This is a genomic window from Roseateles noduli, from assembly GCF_050626985.1.
Classification (GTDB): domain Bacteria; phylum Pseudomonadota; class Gammaproteobacteria; order Burkholderiales; family Burkholderiaceae_C; genus Roseateles; species Roseateles noduli_A.
The window spans coordinates 834,153-853,447 of the sequence record NZ_CP192463.1; the positions used below are offsets into that span (position 1 = coordinate 834,153).

15 protein-coding genes are annotated in these 19,295 nt (G+C 72.2%); 5 read left to right on the forward strand and 10 right to left on the reverse strand.

Annotated features, from left to right (window positions below; genetic code table 11):
* Window positions 1–204 precede the first annotated feature (204 nt).
* Entirely contained in the window at window positions 205–2,310 is a 2,106-nt protein-coding gene (locus ACQ4L4_RS03685; protein ID WP_431102836.1) for a hypothetical protein, read from the forward strand.
* Here the strand turns inward: ACQ4L4_RS03685 and ACQ4L4_RS03690 are convergent.
* A complete protein-coding gene (locus tag ACQ4L4_RS03690) occupies window positions 2,303–2,815 on the reverse strand; it encodes an Lrp/AsnC family transcriptional regulator (protein WP_431102837.1) in 513 nt (170 codons plus the stop codon). The two genes, ACQ4L4_RS03685 and ACQ4L4_RS03690, sit on opposite strands and share 8 nt — an antisense overlap.
* Before the next feature lie 126 nt (window positions 2,816–2,941).
* On the opposite strand from ACQ4L4_RS03690, the gene ACQ4L4_RS03695 reads away from it, so the two are divergent.
* On the forward strand, window positions 2,942–3,544 hold the full coding sequence (locus ACQ4L4_RS03695; RefSeq protein ID WP_377155647.1) for a MarC family protein: 603 nt from the start codon (window positions 2,942–2,944) through the stop codon (window positions 3,542–3,544).
* Between the two features lie 114 nt (window positions 3,545–3,658).
* On the opposite strand, the gene ACQ4L4_RS03700 is transcribed toward ACQ4L4_RS03695, so the two are convergent.
* Together ACQ4L4_RS03700 and ACQ4L4_RS03705 are read right to left on the reverse strand one after the other, a co-directional pair.
* Window positions 3,659–4,198, reverse strand: a complete 540-nt coding sequence (locus tag ACQ4L4_RS03700; RefSeq protein ID WP_431102839.1) for a GNAT family N-acetyltransferase — start codon at window positions 4,196–4,198, stop codon at window positions 3,659–3,661.
* Between the two features lie 58 nt (window positions 4,199–4,256).
* Entirely contained in the window at window positions 4,257–6,341 is a 2,085-nt protein-coding gene (locus tag ACQ4L4_RS03705; protein WP_431102840.1) for a CHASE domain-containing protein, read from the reverse strand.
* A 308-nt stretch (window positions 6,342–6,649) separates the two neighbouring features.
* Between ACQ4L4_RS03705 and ACQ4L4_RS03710 the strand changes: the two genes are divergently transcribed.
* Complete coding sequence (locus ACQ4L4_RS03710) at window positions 6,650–7,267, forward strand: GGDEF domain-containing protein (protein ID WP_431102842.1); 618 nt, start codon at window positions 6,650–6,652, stop codon at window positions 7,265–7,267.
* 7 nt (window positions 7,268–7,274) lie between these two features.
* On the opposite strand, the gene ACQ4L4_RS03715 is transcribed toward ACQ4L4_RS03710, so the two are convergent.
* The 6 genes from ACQ4L4_RS03715 to ACQ4L4_RS03740 form a co-directional block, all read right to left on the reverse strand.
* Entirely contained in the window at window positions 7,275–8,396 is a 1,122-nt protein-coding gene (locus tag ACQ4L4_RS03715; RefSeq protein WP_431102843.1) for a lipocalin-like domain-containing protein, read from the reverse strand.
* Window positions 8,397–8,551: 155 nt separating this feature from the next.
* Window positions 8,552–11,194, reverse strand: coding sequence for an FtsX-like permease family protein (locus ACQ4L4_RS03720; RefSeq protein ID WP_431102844.1), 2,643 nt, complete (start codon window positions 11,192–11,194; stop codon window positions 8,552–8,554).
* Window positions 11,195–11,331: 137 nt separating this feature from the next.
* Entirely contained in the window at window positions 11,332–11,991 is a 660-nt protein-coding gene (locus ACQ4L4_RS03725; RefSeq protein WP_431102846.1) for an ABC transporter ATP-binding protein, read from the reverse strand.
* Window positions 11,992–12,073: 82 nt separating this feature from the next.
* Window positions 12,074–13,093: a tRNA (adenosine(37)-N6)-dimethylallyltransferase MiaA gene (gene miaA / locus ACQ4L4_RS03730; RefSeq protein WP_431102847.1), complete on the reverse strand. Its 1,020-nt coding sequence runs from the start codon at window positions 13,091–13,093 to the stop codon at window positions 12,074–12,076.
* On the reverse strand, window positions 13,090–14,328 hold the full coding sequence (locus ACQ4L4_RS03735; RefSeq protein ID WP_431102848.1) for a multidrug effflux MFS transporter: 1,239 nt from the start codon (window positions 14,326–14,328) through the stop codon (window positions 13,090–13,092). Before ACQ4L4_RS03735 ends, miaA begins: the two co-directional genes overlap by 4 nt.
* On the reverse strand, window positions 14,325–15,104 hold the full coding sequence (locus tag ACQ4L4_RS03740) for a pseudouridine synthase (RefSeq protein ID WP_431102849.1): 780 nt from the start codon (window positions 15,102–15,104) through the stop codon (window positions 14,325–14,327). Before ACQ4L4_RS03740 ends, ACQ4L4_RS03735 begins: the two co-directional genes overlap by 4 nt.
* A 93-nt stretch (window positions 15,105–15,197) precedes the next feature.
* Between ACQ4L4_RS03740 and ACQ4L4_RS03745 the strand changes: the two genes are divergently transcribed.
* A complete protein-coding gene (locus ACQ4L4_RS03745; RefSeq protein ID WP_431102850.1) occupies window positions 15,198–16,244 on the forward strand; it encodes a hypothetical protein in 1,047 nt (348 codons plus the stop codon).
* 72 nt (window positions 16,245–16,316) lie between these two features.
* On the opposite strand, the gene mutL is transcribed toward ACQ4L4_RS03745, so the two are convergent.
* Window positions 16,317–18,365 carry a DNA mismatch repair endonuclease MutL gene (mutL, locus tag ACQ4L4_RS03750; RefSeq protein WP_431102851.1) on the reverse strand — a complete coding sequence of 683 codons (2,049 nt, stop codon included), beginning with the start codon at window positions 18,363–18,365 and terminating at the stop codon, window positions 16,317–16,319.
* Between the two features lie 153 nt (window positions 18,366–18,518).
* Here mutL and ACQ4L4_RS03755 point away from each other — a divergent pair, with 153 nt between their 5' ends.
* Window positions 18,519–19,169 (forward strand): DedA family protein, encoded by a 651-nt coding sequence (locus ACQ4L4_RS03755; RefSeq protein ID WP_431102853.1) that lies wholly within the window; start codon window positions 18,519–18,521, stop codon window positions 19,167–19,169.
* Window positions 19,170–19,295 lie beyond the last annotated feature (126 nt).

The window sequence follows — 19,295 nt, forward strand, 5'->3', positions numbered from 1 at the left end:
TCGTTGGCCGGGCCCGTTTCGAGGCCTTGCCCCGCACGATTCCCCCGCCCCATGTTCGACAACACGTTCTTCCATTCCCCCTTCGCCTCCGCTGTCGGCTGGGGCGGCGCCATGCATGCGTCGTTCGGAGGAGCCTCGATGGGGAGCGTCGCGTCCGTGTGGCCGCCCGTGGCGCACGGGATCCATCTTGCCCACCTGCTGCCGTTGGCCGCCTGCGCGGCCGGCCAGCCGCTGCACGGCGTGATTGCGCCCATCCTGAATGCGGCGCTGCACGAGATCTCCCGGTACATGCCGCCCGTCCTGCGAGCCGCGGCGCCTCCCGCGGCCCTTGGCGCGCCGATCCAGTACGTGCCGTACCCCACGCCGGTACCCTCCACGCCGCGGTCGCCGCAACCGCAGTCCGGTGCTCCTGTCCGCAGCGGCCCGGCGCCGCAAGCCGGCCAGGACCTTCAGCGCGCCGCTTCGCCGGAACGCGCGGCGACAGGGCCTGTCCGGTCGTCGCCGCCCACGCCCATCGATCCCCATGCCTTCCTCGGCGTTCTGCAGGCACTGGACGAGCAGGACGTGTCCGATGTGATGCTGCTGCATCCGGGGCCCGGTGAGCCGATCTCGCCATTTTTCGAGCAACTCAAGCATCCGGGGCAGTCGATCGTCTGCAGCCTGCAGACCGACGACGGCGGCGAAGCGCGCGCGAGTGCGTATCGCCTGGACGGCATGGAACCGGACGGCAGCTGGCTGTTGCAGGTGGACATCCAGCTCCCCGGGGAACCCGTGGAGTCGCGGCTGATGCGCATGCATGACGTGCAGGCCCAGCCGCGGGATCCGGAGGCCTTTCAACTGGACGTGGCCCGCGCCCGCGACGCCGTCGCGACGAGGCAGGAGTCGCTCGGTGACGTCAGCGGCCTGGCCTTGATCTGCGCGGACGGCGCGACGGCTTCCGGTGCGGCGATCACGCTGATGAACCAGATGGAATCGCTGGATCGCCGTCGCCAGGAGGCGGAGGAGCTGCAGCAGCCAGGGCCCAGCCTGGAACAGTTCCAGCAAGAGCAGCGCCGATTCCTTCAGGAGGCGCGGGACCGGCACGGCGAGGCCTTTGCGCAAGGGCTGGATCGTCAGCTCAGCCAGGCCTGCGAGCGCGTGTACGCGCAAGCACCTGCACCCGCACCTGCAGCCGCACCGGCACCGGCACCGGCACCTGCGCCCGCACCCATGCCTGCGCCTGCACCGGCACCTGCACCTGCACCTGCACCTGCACCTGCACCTGCACCTGCACCTGCACCTGCACCTGCGCGCGCACCGGCACCGGCACCCGCACCCGCACCCGCACCCGCACCCGCACCTGCACCCGCACCCGCACCCGCACCTGCACCCGCACCCGCACCCGCACCCGCACCTGCGCGCGCACCGGCACCGGCAGCGATGTCCGGCGCCGAGTCATCGCTGCTGGACGAGCCGATTCCCGCCAACACCGCTTTGCATCGGCCATTGATGCCCACCCCGGCGATCACGAACGCCGAGGTTCACCGAATGTTCGCCCAGTTGCCGGCAGTGGCCACCCATGATCCCGAGGTCGACGATCGCCAAGCTGCCGACCTGAAGGAACGCAAGATCATGGACGCCATGGCTCGCCTGCCGAAGGCGTTCGCCGCGCTGCCGCGGTCCGCTTCCGCCCCGGACCTTCTGCAGACCTCGAGGAATGCTGAAGCGGCGACTACGCTGGCACTGACGCAGGCGCGCGCCGCCAGCGAAGCCAACCTGCTGGCGACCTCGCGCGAACGACCCCTTCAGAACTCGATGGAGGCGCTGTTCCGGGAGATCGACAGTTCCCTGGGCATGGCGCAGAAGTTGAAGCGTCTCCTGCCGTTCCGCAATGGGGAGGGCCGATTGGCGGATCAGATGGCGGACCGGATGATGCTTGTCGTCGACCAGCTCCGTCACGTGCATCAGAAGCTCGAAGCGACCGGCGCTGGCGCTGGCGCTGGCGGTGTCGGGGAGGCCGAGTTCATCGCCCGGAACCTCACCAAGGCGGCCAGTCGAGCATTCAATGAATTGACGCCACCGATGCGGCAACGACTCATCGATGCGTTCCATGACGATGGCGGTCAGCTGCCGGCGATCAAGGCCGCGCGCGATGATCGACTGCGGGAGATGATCCGCTTGGCCGACCCCGCATCAGGCGTCCCCGCATCGCGCGACCCCAGCGGCGTGAGCGCGGAATATCGAGTGGCCCAGCGCAAGCACGAAGCCTTGAACTACGCGATCGCGGCCCTGGAATTCGCCGTGCCGTCCAAGCAGAACGCGCCTACTTGACCGGCAGCCCCGCCGGCGGCTTGATCTCCTCCAGGCAGATCATCGAGCGCACGTCGGCGACGCCGTCCAGCTGCATCAGCTTGTCGGTCAGGAACTTGGACAGCGCCTGCAGGTCCCGCGCGACCACCTTCAGCAGGTAGTCCGAGTCCCCCGACACGGTGTGGCACTCCAGGATCTCGGGGAAGTCGCGGATCAGCGACTCGATCTCGCGCACGCGGACGAAGGCCTGCGCGGTGATGTTCAGGCTGACGTAGGCGGTGACGCTCAGTCCCAGCGCGAGCGGGGCGACATCGGCGCGGTAGCCGCGCAGCACGCCGCGCTCCTCCAGCGCGCGCACGCGGCGGAAGCACTGCGGCGCCGACAGGTGGACCTGGGTCGCCAGGTCGACGTTGGACATCCGGCCGTCGCGCTGCAGCGCCTCCAGGATCCGCAGGTCGATCGCATCCAGCACGACCGGACCCGTGGGCCGGGCAGGGGCGGGCTTCTTGTCCATCCTGTCGTTCATCTTGTTCATCATCGGGGTCAGGGCGAGGAATCCTTGCGATTCTATGGAGTCGGATGAACGAAGCGTGCGTGGCGGCGCGCCAACGCCCAGTCGCCCGCGCGTCGCCATCGGCGAGAATCCCGCCCCATGGATCACAGTTTTCTCTCCGCCCTCATCCTGCTGCTGCTGGTGCTCGACCCGCTGGGCAGCCTGCCGATCTTCATCCCCATCATGCGGGCCGTGCCGCGCGAGCGCCGGCTCAAAGTCGCGCTGCGCGAGGTGACCATCGCCTTCGGCGTGCTGCTGGCCTTCATGTTCCTGGGCGAGGGCTTCCTGCGGCTGATGCACCTGTCCGAGCGTTCGCTCGAGGTGGCCGGCGGCGTGATCCTGATCATCATCGCGATCCGGATGATCTTCAGCCACGCCGGCGAGTCCGCCTACGGCGTGGAGACCGGCCGCGAGCCGTTCATCTTCCCGCTGGCCGTGCCGCTGCTGGCCGGTCCGTCGGCGATGGCCACGGTGCTGCTGCTGGCCTCGCGCCAGCCGGACCGCGTGGCCGAATGGATCGGCGCGCTGTTCACGGCGATGGTGATCTCGTTCCTCGCGCTGATCCTGGCGGACCGGATCCGCAAGCTGCTCGGCGACTCGGTCGTCTCGGCGATCGAGAAGCTGATGGGCCTGGTGCTGACCGCCATCGCCGTCGAGATGATCTTGTCTGGCCTGAAGCGCTACTTCGTCGGCGGCCTCTGATCCCCACGACTGACGCAGCACCGCTTCGGGCGCGCCGCGTCGTTGCAAATCCTCGCCATAGCGCCGCTATGGCTCCGGTTTGCGCCTAGCGGCGCATCCCAAACCGGCGCCGCGTCAGCCGCGGGGAGCCAGTGTTGTGGCGGAAATCTCTTGCGCCGCCTTGGCCGCGGACGGGGAGCGGCGCCATTCGTCCGCCGTCATGCCGTAGACCGCAATGTCCGCGTCGTGCCAGCGCTGCAGCTCGCGGTAGCTCATGCCGAGCTTCTTCATGATGTGGGCCGAGCCCTCGTTCGCCGGCTCGCAAACCGCGACGAGCTCGGGCGCCTGCAGCGTGTCGAACGCGAAGGCCGCCATGCGGCGCGCCGCCTCGGAGCCGTACCCCTTGCTCCAGCGGTCGCGGCGCAGGCGCCAGCCGATCTCGTGCGGGTTGGCCCTGTCGCCGCGCAAATGCTGGATGCAGCCGGCGCCGACGATCTCGCCGGTGTCGATCTCGAAGAAGGTCCACCAGCTGAAGCCCCACTCCGCCCAGCGCGCCTTGACCCGGTCGATCATGGCCTGCGTGTCCTCGAGCGTGTCAGGCTTGCCGGTGATGTAGCGCATCACCTCGGGGTCGCGGTTCATCTCGAACAGGCCCTGCAGGTGGGCGTCGGTCATCGGCTCCAGGCGGAGGCGGGCGGTGGTCAGGCAGGTCATCGCCCGACTGTACGGCGGCTCAGCGTGCATGACTCCGGTCACCCCGCAGACGCTGCGGATCGGTCGTCGGAGACGTCTCCGCCGACATGCCGGACGTCGGCGCGGCCGAGGGCGCCACCGCAGGCTGCCGCAGCGCCGACAGATCGATCTCGTCCGGCGGCAGCGCCCCGTTGAGCCAGCGGATCCGGCAACGTCCGGCGCGCTTGGATTCGAACATCGTCTGGTCCGCGCGGCTCATCAGCACCTCGGCGTCGACACCGTCGAGCGGATAGTGCGCGACGCCGACGCTGCTGCCGACCTGCACCGTCGCGCCCGAGGACAGCCGCACCGGTTCCAGGATCGCGCGCAGCACCCGCTCGCAGGTGGCGCGGCTGGCCTCGGGCGAGGGCAGGGGCGTCAGCAGCACGACGAACTCGTCGCCGCCGAGCCGCGCGGCCGTGTCGGTGGCGCGGATCGTCTCGCCGAGCCGTTGCGCCACCGCCTTCAGCACCTCGTCGCCCGCATCGTGGCCGTGCGCGTCGTTGACGGCCTTGAAACCGTCCAGGTCCAGGTAGGCCACGGCCACCGACTGCTGCTGCCGCTGCGCCGCGGCCATCGACTGGCGCAGCCGGTCGGCGAGCAGCACGCGATTGGGCAGGCCGGTGAGCGCGTCGTGGAAGGCGGCGCGCTCGACGCGGGCCTCGTAGGCCTTGCTCTGCGTGATGTCGACCATCATCCAGAGCGTGGTCTCCTCGTCGCGCTCGCCCGGCAGCGCGACGCCGTTCAGGTCCACCCAGACGAGGCTGCCGTCCTTGCGCCGCATCTGCTGCTGGCTGCAGTAGTGGCCGCCGCGCCGCAGCACCGGATAGGCGTTCTGGCCGAGCGCGGCGAAGCTGTCCTCGTCGACGTAGAGCTCGCGCACCGGCAGCCCGAGCATCCCGTCCCTGCCGTAGCCGAAGAGCCGCTCCAGCGCGCCGTTCTTCCACACGATGCGACGGCCGCGCAGCTTGGCCATGGCGATGACCTCGGTGTCCAGCATCGCCTGCTGGTCCAGCGTCAGGCGGCGCAGGTCCTCGGTCATCGTGTCGGCCAGGGCCTGCGCGCGGGCGCGGCCGGCCGACAGCAGGTAGGTCGTCGCCGCCAGCAGCGCCGTCAGCACCACGCCCAGCAGCCCCGGCCCCCAGCCCGCGGCGTCGATGACGTCGCGCTCATAGGCCGTCGTCAGCGCGGCCTCGACGCGGAAGGCCCGGCCGGCGATCTCGACCTGGCGTTCGACCGCGACGATGCGGTTGTCGAAACCGGCCCGCGCGGTCGGCGGGGCGTCGAGCGGCTGGATGCCGGTGGCCGAATCCAGCAGCAGGTCCTCGGTCGGACTGTGGTCGTCGACCAGCAGCCGGAAGTCCATCGGCGCCGCCGCCAGGCCCTCCTTGAGCCCGTGCAGGATCTCCTGCGCCACCAGCGGCGCGTAGAGCATGCCCAGCAGGGACTGTCGACGCTGGTCGGGCGTGACCGGATCCGCGCCGTCGCGGAAGACCGGCACCAGCAGCAGCATGCCGGGCCCGTGCGCCCGATCCTGCACCAGCGGCACCGGCGCGGACAGCGTGGCCTCGCCGGTGGCGATCGCCCGTTCGATGGCGCGGCGGCGGGTCGATTCCGACCCGAGGTCGAAGCCCCAGGCCGGATAGTTCTGCGACAGCGGCTCGATGTGGGCGACGACGAAGAGGTCCGGCGCCGCGTCGCTGAAGCCGCGCACCGAGAACTGCGGCGCGCCGTCGGCCCGCTCGGCGGCGATGAACGCGGGCAGATCGGCGCGCATCACGCGCGGCACGAAGCCGAAGCCGCGCACCCCCGGGAATTCACGCGCCAGGTCGCGCGACTGCACGTAGGCGCGGAAGGCGTGGCGGTCGAGCCGGCCATGCAGCGCGGCGATCGTCCCGCGCGCGCCCTTGAGGCCGTAGACGGGTTGCATGAAGCGCTGGACGACGTCGCGCTGCAGGCGCTCGATCTGGGCCTCGAGGACGCGGTGCCCTTCGGCCACGACGCGGTTGCGGTTCCACAGCATCGCGCTGAGCGTCAGGACCAGGCCGGCCAGCAGCACGAGCAGCGCGCCGACGACCGCCGGCATCGGCAGGTCGCCGGGCGGCGGAGCGGCCGGATCGTTGAACGTGGGATCCCGCGAGTCTCCCGGATCTCGCGAACCTTGTTCTGTTGTGGCGTGCACGGGCAGGGCGGCAGGGTCGCGGGCGCTGGACACAGCCGTTGACTGTAGAGCAGGCGCGGTCCGGTCGCACGCGTCCCTGCGGCGCGTCCGGATTCGTTACAACTGACGCGACGCACCGTGGCGCAAGCGCCTATCCTCCCCCGCTCAAGGGGGCGGCGCGCGGCTTGCTCCTGTGCTGCAATCAATCCTCATCTCCGGCGAAGGTGGGCGGCATGGCTCAAGACTCGGACAGGGGCCCCGGGGCCTGGTGGACTTCCCTGCGGCGGCGCTGGCTGGCGCGTCGCGAGCCTCCGGCGCGGATCGCCGCCGCCGACGAGGCGCAGTTGATGGACGACCTCAAACGCGAGGCCGCCCGCGCGCAGCGGCACCGCCACGACGGCGTGCTGATGCTGCTGGAACTCGATCCCTGGGCGCGACTGCAGCAGCAGCATGGCGAGGATTGCCTCCAGGCATTGGATGAGCGCCTGGACCAGCTTGTGCGGCAACAGTTGCGCGGCGGGGACTGGCTGCTGCCCTTGCCGCGCGGCGTGTGGGCCGCCTACCTGCCGTGCACCGATCCGCTGGGCGCGCTGGACGCCGCCGACCGGGTGCGCGCCCGCGTGGCCACCCTCGACTACCGCTGGCAGGGGCAGGCGCTGCCCTTGAGCGCGAGCCTGGGCCTGGCCCATTGGCAGGACTGGCGGCGCGAGCCGCAGCAGGGCGCGGACCAGTTGCTGCAGCAGGCCCGGCAGGCGCTGGCGCTGGCCCGCAGCGCCGGCTGCAACTGCGTGCGCGCCTACGCGGCGATCCCGTCGGGACGCAGCCGCTACAGCGGCACGCGACCGGCCTAGCGCGGCGCTAGAGCGGGACCCGTCCCGCGTAGCCCGTCATCTCCAGGTAGCCCCAGCCCAGCGTGCGGCCGGCCTCGTCGGCCACGCGCGCCACGCCTTCCCAGTACGGGAAGCCCGTGCTGCGGCGTGCGTCGATCTCCTGCGACGCGTACGCGGCCTCGACCAGGAACACGCCGCGCGGCGTGCGGATCCGCCAGCGGACCGGATAGGTCGCGAGGCTGACCGGGCTCTTCCAGAACGCCAGCGGCTCGAACTGGAGCTGCTGCTCGAAATCGACCGGCGCGCCGCCCGTCGCCGCGCGCCAGCTGCCGCCGGTCCAGATCCCCTGGCCGTCCTGCCCGCGCATCCGGAACAGCGTCAGCGACGCGCCGTCGTCGAGGTTCAATCCCAGCCAGTCCCAGCCGACCGCGCGGTCCGGCGCCGCGTCGCCGCCGCGGCCGAGGTACTGGTTGCTCCATTCGTGATCCAGCCAGGCCCGGGCCCGCACATCGCGCGTGCCGTGCGTGCCGCCCTCGCGCAGCGCGAGCCTGCCGGCGCCCGACAACTGCGGCTCGCTGACGTAGCGGCTCGCCTGCTGCTCGCCCGGTCCCTTGCGCGACCAGCCGGCCCGGCCCTGCAGCAGCGGGGCCTGCGGCGCATCCAGCGTCAGCTCGAGCGCGAAGCCGGCGTGTTCGCTCGCCATCAGCAGCGCGTATCGGCTGCGACCGCCGGCAGTGGCGACACCGCCGGCGCCGCCGGAGGTGTCCACGCGGCGCAACTGCCAGTTGCCCAGGCGCACGCGGGTGTCGTCGAGCTCGGTCCGCGCGTTCGCGAAACCGTGCCGCAGCACCTGCTGGTCGTGCAGCAGGCGCTGCCGGCCCAGGTCCGAGATCGCCGCATGGCCCAGCATCATCTGATCCGGCGCGAACGCCGACTGCAACGGACGCTTCAGATCGTTCCGCACCCGGAAGAAGGTGAGCTGGAAACCGAAGTCCGGGCGGGGACTGCCGTCGCCGTCCTTGCCGATCCGGGCGGCCGGCGCGGCCGCGGCCGAACCCGTGTACAGCACGCCCGTCACGTACCACCACTCGACGCGCGTCTCGGGATGCGCGCCATGGTCGCGGGGGAAATGCAGCGGTGCGGCGGACAAGCGCTCCGAAGCCGATGCCGACGTAGGCGTTGACCCCGACCCTGAGCCGGCGCCGGCGCCGGCGCCGGACCTTCGCGCCTGGGCGAACGACGCCTGAGGCGCCAGGGTCAGCGCCGAGAGTCCGAAACCACCCAGCAGCGGCCGCCGTCCGATCATCACCAGTCCTCCCGCACGGCGCGCAGCGCCTCGCCGCTGCCGGCGCGCAGCGCGCGCGCGCTGGCCCAGGCGGCGGTGGCGCCCGTGGCGAGCAGGCTGGCCACCAGCAGCGCCGCGACGCGCCAGCCGGGGATGGCCCAGTCCATGCTCCAGTGAAAACTCTGCGGGTTGAGCCGGAACACCAGCACCGCGCTGATGGCCAGCCCGACCAGCAGCCCCATGACCGCGCCGGCCAGGGCCTGCAGCAGTGTTTCGGCGAGCACCAGCCGGCGCAGCATCGCGCGCGTCAGGCCGAGGTGCAGCAGCAGGCCGAACTCGCGCCGCCGTGCCAGCAACTGCGCCGACAGGCTGGCCGCCACGCCGAACAGGCCCAGTCCCAGTCCCACCGCCTGCAGCCAGTAGGTGATCGCGAAGCTGCGGTCGAAGATCGCGAGCGAGAAGCGCCGCAGTTCGCCGGCCGAGGCGATCTCCAGCGACTCCGGCGCGCCGGAGCTGTCGCGCAGCGCCTGCTGCACGGCGATCGGATCGGCGCCGGCTTTCAGCCACAGCGCGAGCTCGGTGATCGCGGCATCGCCGCTGAGCCGTTGCCAGTCGCTTCTCTCCATCAGCACGGCGCCGCTCTGGCGGCTGTAGTCGCGCCAGATCGCCTTCACGCCGACCGGCAACTGGCGTCCGTCGAGCCGGAGCATGAAGCGGTCGCCGGGGGCGAGGCGGAGCTCGTCGCGCATCGCCTCGTTGATGTAGACCGGCTGCAGGCCGTCGGGCAACGTGGCGGCCTCGCCCTGCAGCGGCAGCCGGTGATCGAGCGGCCGCGCCAGCAGCGTCGTGCCGCCGGTCATGCCGCGCACCCGGATCCCGATCGAGCGCGTGCGCTGCGCCGCCACGCGCTCGACGCCCGGCAGCGCCGCCGCCGACGCCGCCAGCCCCGGCGGCATCGGCTGGCCCTGCTGGGCGCTGTCGCGGGCGGTCTGGCGCAGGTAGAGATCGGCGGGCAGCATGTCGCTCAGCCACTGGTCCAGGGAATTCCGGAAGCTCGCGACCATCACCAGCATGGCCACGGCGAGCGCGAGCGCGACCAGCACGCCGGCGATCAGGCGGCCCGCTTCGCCCGCCTGGTCGCGGGCGCGTTCGACGGCCAGCAGCGGCAGCGCGCGCCGCGCCGCCCAGCCGCGCAGCAGGCCCGTGATCGCGCGCAGCACGAAGGGCACCGTGCCCAGCGCGCCGAGCAGCAGCGCGACCATCGCCGCGTAGGTCCCGAGCGGCAGGCCGAAGACGGGGCGCATCCACGTCAGCGGCAAGGCGGCGGCCAGCAGCACCGGACCCATCCACCACCAGCGGCCGGCATCGCCGCCGCTGCCGAGTCCCTTGAGCACCTGCGCGACCGGCAGGCCGCGCAGCCACGCCAGCGGCAGGGCGGCCGCGCCCAGGCTCACCAGCGGTCCCAGCGCGAGCAGGCCCGCGATCGAGGCGCCCGAGAGCTGCAGCTCGGGCCGTCCGCCGCTGAGCCCGGTCAGCCCGCTGCCGAGATCGCCGCCGAGCGCGTGCAGGCCCAGCTCGGCGAGCGCGACGGCCAGCCCCAGGCCCAGCACCGCGCCGGCGAGACCGAGCGCCAGCGCCTCCGACACCAGCAGCGCCAGCCGCTGACGCGCGCTCATGCCGAGCACGCCCAGCAGCGCGAGTTGCGGCAGCCGCTGCGCCACCGACAGGCTGTGCACCGCGAAGACCATGAACGCGCCGACAAAGAGCGCCATCAGCGACAGCACGCCGAGATTGAGCCGGTAGGCGCGCGTGAGGCGGCGCGCCTCGTCGGCCTGCTGGCGGGCCTGGTCCTCGGGCGCATGGGCCTGGACGCCGGCGGGCCAGTCGGTCGGCACCGCGCGGTCCGGCGCCATGCGCAGCAGGATCGCATCGAGCTGCCCGGGGCGGTGCAGCAGCTGCTGCGCCCAGGCGATGTCGACGATCACCAGCGGCTGCTGGCGGTCCGGCACGCGGCCGGCGACGGGAAGCGGGGCCGGCTCGTCCGGGAGGTCGACGCGCAGGGTCCGGGGCAGGGGCGAGGGCGGCGCAGGGGACGCGGCAAGACCTGACCCCGAGGCCGGGAGGGCTGCGGACGTGCCGGCGCCGGCGTTCGCCGTGACGTCGAAACCCAGCTTCGACCATGCCGCGTCGCTGACCAGCAGCGCCGGCTCGCGCAGCGCGCGGCCGAGGTCCGCGCCGTCCAGTCTGGGGAACCATTGCGGATGGAAGGCGCCAAGTTGCACCAGGTCCAGCCCGATCAGCCGCACGCGATGCCAGGACCCGTCGCGGCCCTGCAGCCGGATGCTGGCATCAAGCCGGGGCGCGATCGCGGCGATGTCGTCGCGCGCGGCGAGTTCGCCGAAGTAGCGGTCGGACAGCGGCGCGGCGCCGGGCGCGGGGCTGAGTTCGGTATCGGCCACCGCGCTGCTCTGACGCGCGGCGGATTCGAACTGCGCCAGCGCCGACGCGTTGATCCAGTGCACCGCGCCGGCCAGCGCCAGCCCCAGCGCGATCGTCAGCAGCGCCGCGAGCTGGCGGCCCCATTGCAGGCGCAGCGCCGGCCACGACAGCTGCCACCACCAGCCCCAGGCGCGGCGCAGGCCGGCGAGGGCGGAGGAGTTCACGCGCGCGTTCATCGCCGGCTCATCGTCGGCCCGTCGTGGGCGCAGGGCGGGGGCATCGCGGATTCATCGCTGGCTTCGGTGGTATCGCGATTTCATTGGGGGTTCATTGCGGGTTCGTTGCGGCGGGCATCGCGGGCTCATGCCTCGACGAGGTGCCCGTTCTCGAGCCGCAACCGGCGGTCCGCGTGCTCCGCCGCGTGCGCCGAATGCGTCACCAGCAGGCAGGCCGCGTTCTGCTCGAGCAACTGCTGGCGCAGCAGCCGCATGACCTGATCCGCATGCGCGGGATCGAGGTTGCCGGTGGGCTCGTCGGCGAGCAACAGCACCGGCCGGTGCACCAGCGCGCGGGCGATCGCGACGCGCTGCAGCTGTCCGCCGGACAACTGCCGCGGCAGGTGCCGGGCCTGCGCGGCGAGGCCGACCGCGTCGAGCATCTCGGCCACGCGTTTCGCGTCGGGCTTGCCCTGCAGCAGCAAGGGCAGGGCCACGTTGTCGTGGACGTTCAGATGCGGCAGCACGTGGAAGGCCTGGAACACGAAACCCAGCTGCTCGCGGCGCAGCTGCGCCTGGCCGGATTCGTCCAGCGACAGGATGTCGCGCCCCAGCAGCACGACCTGACCCCGGTCCAGCGGCTCCAGCGCGGCCAGGCCGTTCAGCAGCGTGGACTTGCCGCTGCCGGATTCGCCGAGCAGCGCGAGCATCTCCCCGCGCTGCAGCGTGAGCGAGAGGTGCTCGAACAGCGTCTGCGCGCCGTAGCGCTTGGTCAGGCCGGTGGCCGTGAGGAGCGGGACATCCATCGTCGGAACCCTCTTCCAGATCGTCGTGGAGAAGCCGGAGGTCGATCGAGGGATTGTGGCGCCTGTCCCGGCGGGCGCCCGGTCAGATCGTGTCGACGTGTGCGATCAGCCGGTCGAGCGCGTCCGGCGCCTCGGCCGGCACGATGCGGCGCGCCGGCATGCTGCGCAGCCAGGTGATCTGGCGCTTGGCGAGCTGGCGCGTCGCCGCGGTGCCGAGTTCCTGCAGCGCCGCGAGGTCGGGCGCGGCCTCGTTCGCGTCGAGGAGTTCCCACGCCTGGCGGTAGCCGACGCAACGCATCGACGGCAGGCCGAGGTGCAGGTCGCCGCGCGCGCGCAGGCGGCGGACCTCGTCGATGAAGCCCTGTTCCAGCATGAGCGCGAAGCGCTGCCCGAGCCGCGCATGCAGCCAGGCGCGGGCCTCGTCCGAGGGTTCGAGCGAGATCAGCGGCCAGTCGACGCCCTGCGAGCGCTGGCGCCGGTAGAGCGCCGACATGGGTTCGCCGCTGAGCAGGCAGACCTCCAGCGCGCGCTGGATGCGCTGCGCGTCCATCGGCGCCAGTCGCGCGGCGGTCTCGGGATCGAGCGCGGCCAGCCGCGCGTGCATGGCGGGCCAGCCGTCGCGCGCGGCCTCGGCGTCGAGTTGCGCCCGCAGCGCGGGGTCGGCCTGCGGCAGCTCCGACAGGCCGTCGAAGAGCGCCTTGAAGTACAGCATCGTGCCGCCCACGAGCAGCGGACGCGCGCCGCGCGCCTGGATCTCCGGCACGAGCCGCATCGCATCGCGGACGAACTGCGCGGCGGAGTAGCTCTCCGTCGGCTCGAGGATGTCGATCAGGTGATGCGGCACGGACGCGAGCTCGTCCGGTGTCGGCTTGGCCGTGCCGATGTCCATGCCGCGGTACACCAGCGCGGAGTCGACGCTGATGATCTCCACCGGCTGGCGGCGCGCGATCGCGAGCGCCGCGGCGGTCTTGCCGCAGCCGGTCGGACCGGCGATGCAGAGCGGACTAAGGTCGAGGCCGGTGTGAACCGCGGCGACGCGCGCATCGGCAATGGCATCGACATCGACATCGACCTTGGTCCTGGAACGGGCGGCGTCACTCATGCGGGACGGGAGGAAGGCTGACCGGTCCGGCGGACCAGCGTCCAGGCGCAGGTGGCGGTGCACAGGCCGAGGACCATCATCGTGGCGGCGAGCGGGGTCACGGTGCCGTCGAGGCTGGCGCTGAGCCACGCGCCGACGGCGAAGGCGGCGAGCGCGATCGCGAAGCCCGAGAGCGCCGCCGCCGCGCCGGCCTGGCGCGGGAACGGCCCGACCGCGCCGGCCTGACCGCAGGGCTGGAGCACGCCGTGGCCGATCATGATGCCGACGTGCGGGATCATCAGCGCCCACGGCGACGGCGGCAGCACGAAGGCGGCCAGGCCCATGCCCAGCGCGCCCAGCGCGGTGAAGCACGCGCCGCGCGCGACGGTGTCGGCGATGCTCAGCGTGCGCAGCCAGCGGCGGCAGATCAGCGTGCCGGTGACGTAGAGCGCGGCGCCGCCCGCGACGAGCGCACCGTAGGCGTGATGGCGCAGGCCCAGGACCTCGATGAACACGAAGCTGGAGCCGGCGAGGAAGGCGTACAGCGTCGCGTAGGCCAGCGCGGTGAGCAGCGCGTAGGCGCGGAAGGTCGGGTTCGAGAGCACGGTCCGCCAGTTGGCGACGAGGCCCGAGGGACGCAGCGCGGCGGGGTCGGGACGGGGCAGGCTTTCGGGGACGCGCAGCGCGATCAGCGCCAGCGTCGCGGCGCCGAAGACGGCGGTCGCCAGGATCGCCCAGCGCCAGCCGAGGCCGGCCGCGAGCACGCCGCCGATCAGCGGCGAGGCCAGCGCGATGACGCCGAGGCCGGACAGCGCCTTGGCCATCATCCGCGCGCCTTCCTGGGGCTCGAACCAGTCGCGCAGCATCGCCCGCGCGACGACGACCGACGCCGCCAGGCCCAGGCCCTGCAGCGCGCGGCAGGCGACGAGGCCCTCGATCGTCGAGGCCAGCGCCGCGCCGATCGCGGCGACGACGTACAGCGACAGTCCGCCCAGCAGCACCGGCCGGCGGCCGAAGCGGTCGCCCAGCGGGCCCAGCACCAGTTGGGAAAGTCCGAACGCGAGCATCAGCGCGGACAGCGTCAGCTGCGTCGCGCCCATGCCCGCCTGCAGGTCGGCGCGCAGGCCGGGCAGGGCGGGCAGGTAGAGGTCGGTCGTGACCGGCTGCAGCCCCAGCAGCATCGCCAGCGCGACGACCTGCAGCGCGGGCGCGGGGCTCGCGCCGCGGTCAGCGGCCGCCGGCGACGGAACGCTCAAAAGCGCTCCCAGGGCGCGAGGTAGCGCCACTGTCCCGGCGGGAGCTGGCCCAGCGGGATGCGGCCGATGCGCACGCGCTTCAGGCCCAGCACCTTCAGCCCGACCAGTTCGCACATCCGGCGGATCTGGCGCTTGCGGCCCTCGCGCAGGACGAAGCGCAGTTGGTCCTCGTTGGCCCAGCTCACCTTGGCGGGCTTCAACTGCACGCCGTCCAGTTCCAGGCCGTGGATCAGCATCGCGACCGCGCGCGGGTCGAGCGCGTGCTGCGGGGCCTGCTCTGGATCGCCGTTCTCGATGGCGACGCGGACCAGGTACTCCTTCTCGACGTCGGAGTCCTCGCCGATCAGGTGGCGCGCGATGCGGCCGTCCTGGGTCAGCACCAGCAAGCCGGTGGAGTCGATGTCCAGACGGCCGGCCGGCGCGAGGCCGCGGCCGTGGCCCGGCGCCCAATGGATCTTGGACGGATCCTCGCCCCAATGGGTGTCGGCCTTGACCAGCACCGAGGCGGGCTCGTAGCCGTCCTCGGCCTGGCCGGAGACGTAGCCGATCGGCTTGTTCAGCAGGATGGTCACGCGCTGCGCCTGCTGTTCGCGGGCGGCGGGGTCGACCTCGATCTTCGCGTCCGGGCCGACACGCTGGCCGAGCGTTGCGAGCTGGCCGTCGACGGTCACCCAGCCGGATTCGATCCATTCATCGGCTTCGCGGCGCGAGGCCAGGCCGAGTTCGCTCATGCGCTTGGACAGGCGCTCGCCGGCATCCTGGTCGGCGAGGCGCACCGGCGCGGGCTGGCGCGCCGCGTCCGGCTGGCGCGGGCGGTCGGTGCGCTCGGCCCGCTCCTCGCGTTCGGCGCGGGCATGGACATCGGAGGGATGACCCGCATCGCGGTCGCCGTAGGGCGCGCGACGCGGGCGGTCGTCGCCGTAGCGGGCGCCCGGACCGGCGCCGGGGCCGTTGCCGTAGCGCGAGCCTTCGTTGCCGCGGGCGTAGCGATCGCCGCCGCGATCACCGCCCCGGTCGCCGCCGCGATCGTCGCCGCGATCGTCGCGACGCGGGCGGTCGCCGTAGGGACGATCCCCTTGCGGCCGATCACCGTAAGACCGGTCGCCTTGAGGGCGATCGCCATAGGCGCGGTCGCGCTGCGGGCGATCACCGTAAGGACGATCCCCTTGAGGGCGATCGCCATAAGGGCGGTCCCCCTGCGGACGGTTGCCGTAAGGACGATCACCCTGCGGGCGATCTCCGTAAGGGCGGTCACCCTGCGGACGATCTCCGTAGGGCCGGTCACCCCGCGGGCGATCGCCGTAAGGACGATCACTCTGCGGACGATCGCCGTAGGGGCGATCACCCTGCGGACGATCTCCGTAAGGACGATCACCCTGCGGACGATCGCCGTAAGGGCGATCACCCTGCGGACGGGCAGGGCGGTCCCCGTACCGGTCGTCCCGACGGGGACGGTCATCGGCACGCGGGCGGTCGCCGTATGGGCGGCGCTCCCCGCCTTCGGGGCGGCCACCGGAGAAGCCGGGGCGATCCCCCTGGCCGCGCGGGCCTCCCTGGCCACCCCGGTCGTCCTGACGCGGTCCCCGATCGGGCCGGGCGCCATGGCCACCTTCGCGGGGCGGCCGGCCGGGGCCGCCACGACGATCGTCGCGGCCTTGCGGGCCGCGGGTGTCCTGGCCGCGATCGTCACGTCGCGGGTCACGTCGTTCACGGCCTTCCTCAGCCAGGCGCTTCTGGAACGCCGCCTCGCGTTCGGCGCGGTCAGTCTGGGCTTGTGCCAGCGTCGGGCGCGGCTTGTTGACGCCTTTTCCGCGCAGCGGCGCGCGGCGCGGCCCCTTGTCGTCCGCCGACTTGGCATCGGCCGGTTTGTTCTTGTTGAGTTTGAGCGTGGCCATGTCGGTACTGCTTCGGGGTGAATTGCGGGGATCCGCCGGAAAAAGAGGGAGCGAGGGAGCGGACGACGGGCGGGCGCGGTGAGTCGCCCGGACTCAGCGCCCGCGCAGGAAGAGCGCGTCGAGGTCGCGCAGGGTCAGTTGGCGCCAGGTCGGGCGTCCATGGTTGCACTGATCGGCGCGTTCGGTGCGTTCCATGTCGCGCAGCAGCGCATTCATCTCGTCGATCGTGAGCTGGCGATTGGCCCGCACCGCGCCGTGGCAGGCCATCGTGGCCAGGATCTCATGCTGCGCGCGCTCGATCGCATGGCTGGCGTCGAACTGTGCCAGTTCGGCCAGCACGCCGCGCGCGAGTTCGACGACATCGCCGCCGGCCAGCAGCGCCGGGCGTTCGCGCACCGCGAGCACCTTCGCCGACAGCGGGGAGATGTCGAGCCCCAGGCGCCGCAGCGTCTCGGACTGCGCCTCGGCGGTGGCGATCTCGGCCGGCGTCGCGGCGAAGGTCACCGGGATCAGCAGCGGCTGCGAGTCGATGCGGGTCTCGCCCAGCGCGGCCTTCAGGCGCTCGTAGACCACGCGCTCATGGGCCGCGTGCATGTCGATGATGATCAGGCCCTGCGCGTTCTCGGCCAGCACGTAGATGCCCTGGATCTGCGCGATCGCGCGACCCAGCGGCCATTCGCCGGCCTGGCTCGACGGCAGCGGGGCGGCCGGTGCGGCGCCCAGCGCCGACAGCGCGGAAGCCGAGGCTGGCGTGATCGGCAGGCCGCTTCTGGGGCCGGAAGCGTAGAGCGCCTCGGCCTGTTCCAGCGCGAGCGCCGTCTGCGCGCGGGTCGGGATCGGGGCGCGCCAGCCCTCGGGGCCGGCGAACCGGGCGGAGGGCGCGGTGTAGGGGGCCGGCGGCTCGTAGGCGAACTGGCCGGAAGCGGCGTCGCCCGCAGTCTGTCCGTCCGTGCCCGATGCGATCGAGGTGCCCGGTGCACCGGCCATGCCGCCCTGTTCCCAGGCCGGCGTGCCGGTCCAGCGCTGGCGGCCCGGCGAGGCGGCGGGCTCGCCGGTCGTGGCGAGCGGCGCCGCGGTCGGCTGGCTTTCCTCGCTGCTGCGCGAGAGCGCGAGCGCGGCCACCACGGCGCGGCGCACCTGCTGGTGGATCTCGCGACCGTCGCGGAAGCGGACCTCGATCTTGGTCGGATGGACGTTGACGTCGACCAGCTCGGGCTGGACGTCGATGAACAGCACGTAGCTCGGCTGGCGGTGGCCGTGCAGGACGTCGTCGAAGGCGGAGCGGATCGCGTGGGCGATCAGCTTGTCGCGCACGTAGCGGCCGTTGACGTAGACGTACTGCATGTCGGCGCGGCTGCGGGCGGCTTCGGGCAGGCCGACGCGACCGTGGATGCGCATCGGGCCGACCTCGGCGAACACCTCGCGGCTCTGCGCGATGAAGTCCTCGTTGAGGACTTCCGCGATCCGCTGCGGCAACGGGGAGGCGCGCCACTGGTCGACCAGCTTGCCCTCGTGCCAGACGGCGAAGCCGACGTCGGGCCGGGCCAGTGCGTGGCGGCGCAGCGCTTCGAGGCAATGGGCGAGCTCGGTGCTCTCGCTCTTGAGGAACTTGCGGCGGGCGGGCGTGTTGAAGAACAGCTCGCGGACTTCGACGGAGGTGCCTCTGGCGCGGGCGGCGGGGCTGAGTTCGCCGGTGCGGGCCTCCAGGCGCCAGGCATGGGCGGCGCCGTCGTAGCGCGAGACCAGGGCCAGTTCGGCGATGGACGAGACGGCGGCGAGGGCCTCGCCGCGGAAGCCCATCGTCGCGACGGCCTCGAGGTCGTCCAGCGTGCCGATCTTGCTGGTGGCGTGGCGCTTGATGGCCAGGGGCAGTTCGCCGTCGGGGATGCCGTGGCCGTCGTCCTCGACGATGAGGCTGCGGATGCCGCCGGCGATCAGCTTGAGCTGGATCTGGCCGGCGCCGGCGTCCAGCGCGTTGTCCACCAGTTCGCGCACGACGGAGGCCGGGCGTTCGACGACCTCGCCGGCGGCGATCTGGGAGATCAGTTCATCAGGGAGTTCGCGGATCGCGCGCCGGCCCGCGGGGGCGGCGGTGTCGAATGCGGCCGCGGCGTTCGCCGTCGGGGCGAGGGTGTCGTCCATGGGGGCGATTGTAGAAGGTGGCGCGGTTCCGGGGCCGATCACTGCCGATCTGAGGGCTTGACTCTGTTCGGTGGACCACACCGCATTTCCGAGTCGGTCAATCTCGCGTTTCGTCACCGGTTGACCGGGAACCGCCCGCCATAATCCGCGCCCATGGACCTGATGCACTTCCTCGTCGACTTCATCCTGCATGTCGACAAGCACCTCGCCGAGTTCGTCACCGCCTACGGCATGTGGGTGTACGCGCTGCTGTTCCTGATCGTGTTCGTCGAGACCGGCCTCGTGGTGATGCCGTTCCTGCCGGGCGACTCGCTGCTGTTCGTCGTCGGCGCGCTGTGCGGGACCGGAATGATGAGCCTGCCGCTGGCGATCGCCGTGCTGCTGGTCGCCGCGATCCTGGGCGACCAGTGCAACTACACGATCGGGCGCTACTTCGGGCCGAAGGTCTTCCAGTGGGAGCAGTCGCGCTTCTTCAACAAGCGCGCCTTCGACGCCGCGCACGAGTTCTACGAGAAGCACGGCGGCGTCACCATCATCCTCGCCCGCTTCATGCCCTTCATCCGCACCTTCGCGCCCTTCGTGGCCGGCGTCGCGGCGATGACCCGCAGCCGCTTCACCGCCTACAACGTCGCCGGCGGCGTCATCTGGGTCGTGGGCCTGACGATGGCGGGCTATCTCTTCGGCAACATCCCGTTCGTGCAGACCCATCTCAGCAAGATCATCTGGGCCATGATCATCATCCCCGGCCTCATCGCGCTGTACGGTGGATGGCGCGCCTCGCGCACGAAGACCACCACCGCCTGATCGACGCAGACAGCGAGCCGCCAAGACGTCGTACTCCACGAGCGGTGGGGGACGGTGGGGCTTGGGGTTCAGGCGCTTGACGCCTGTGGCCCCATGCCCCAGCGGCCAACGCCCCGGTCGCGGCAG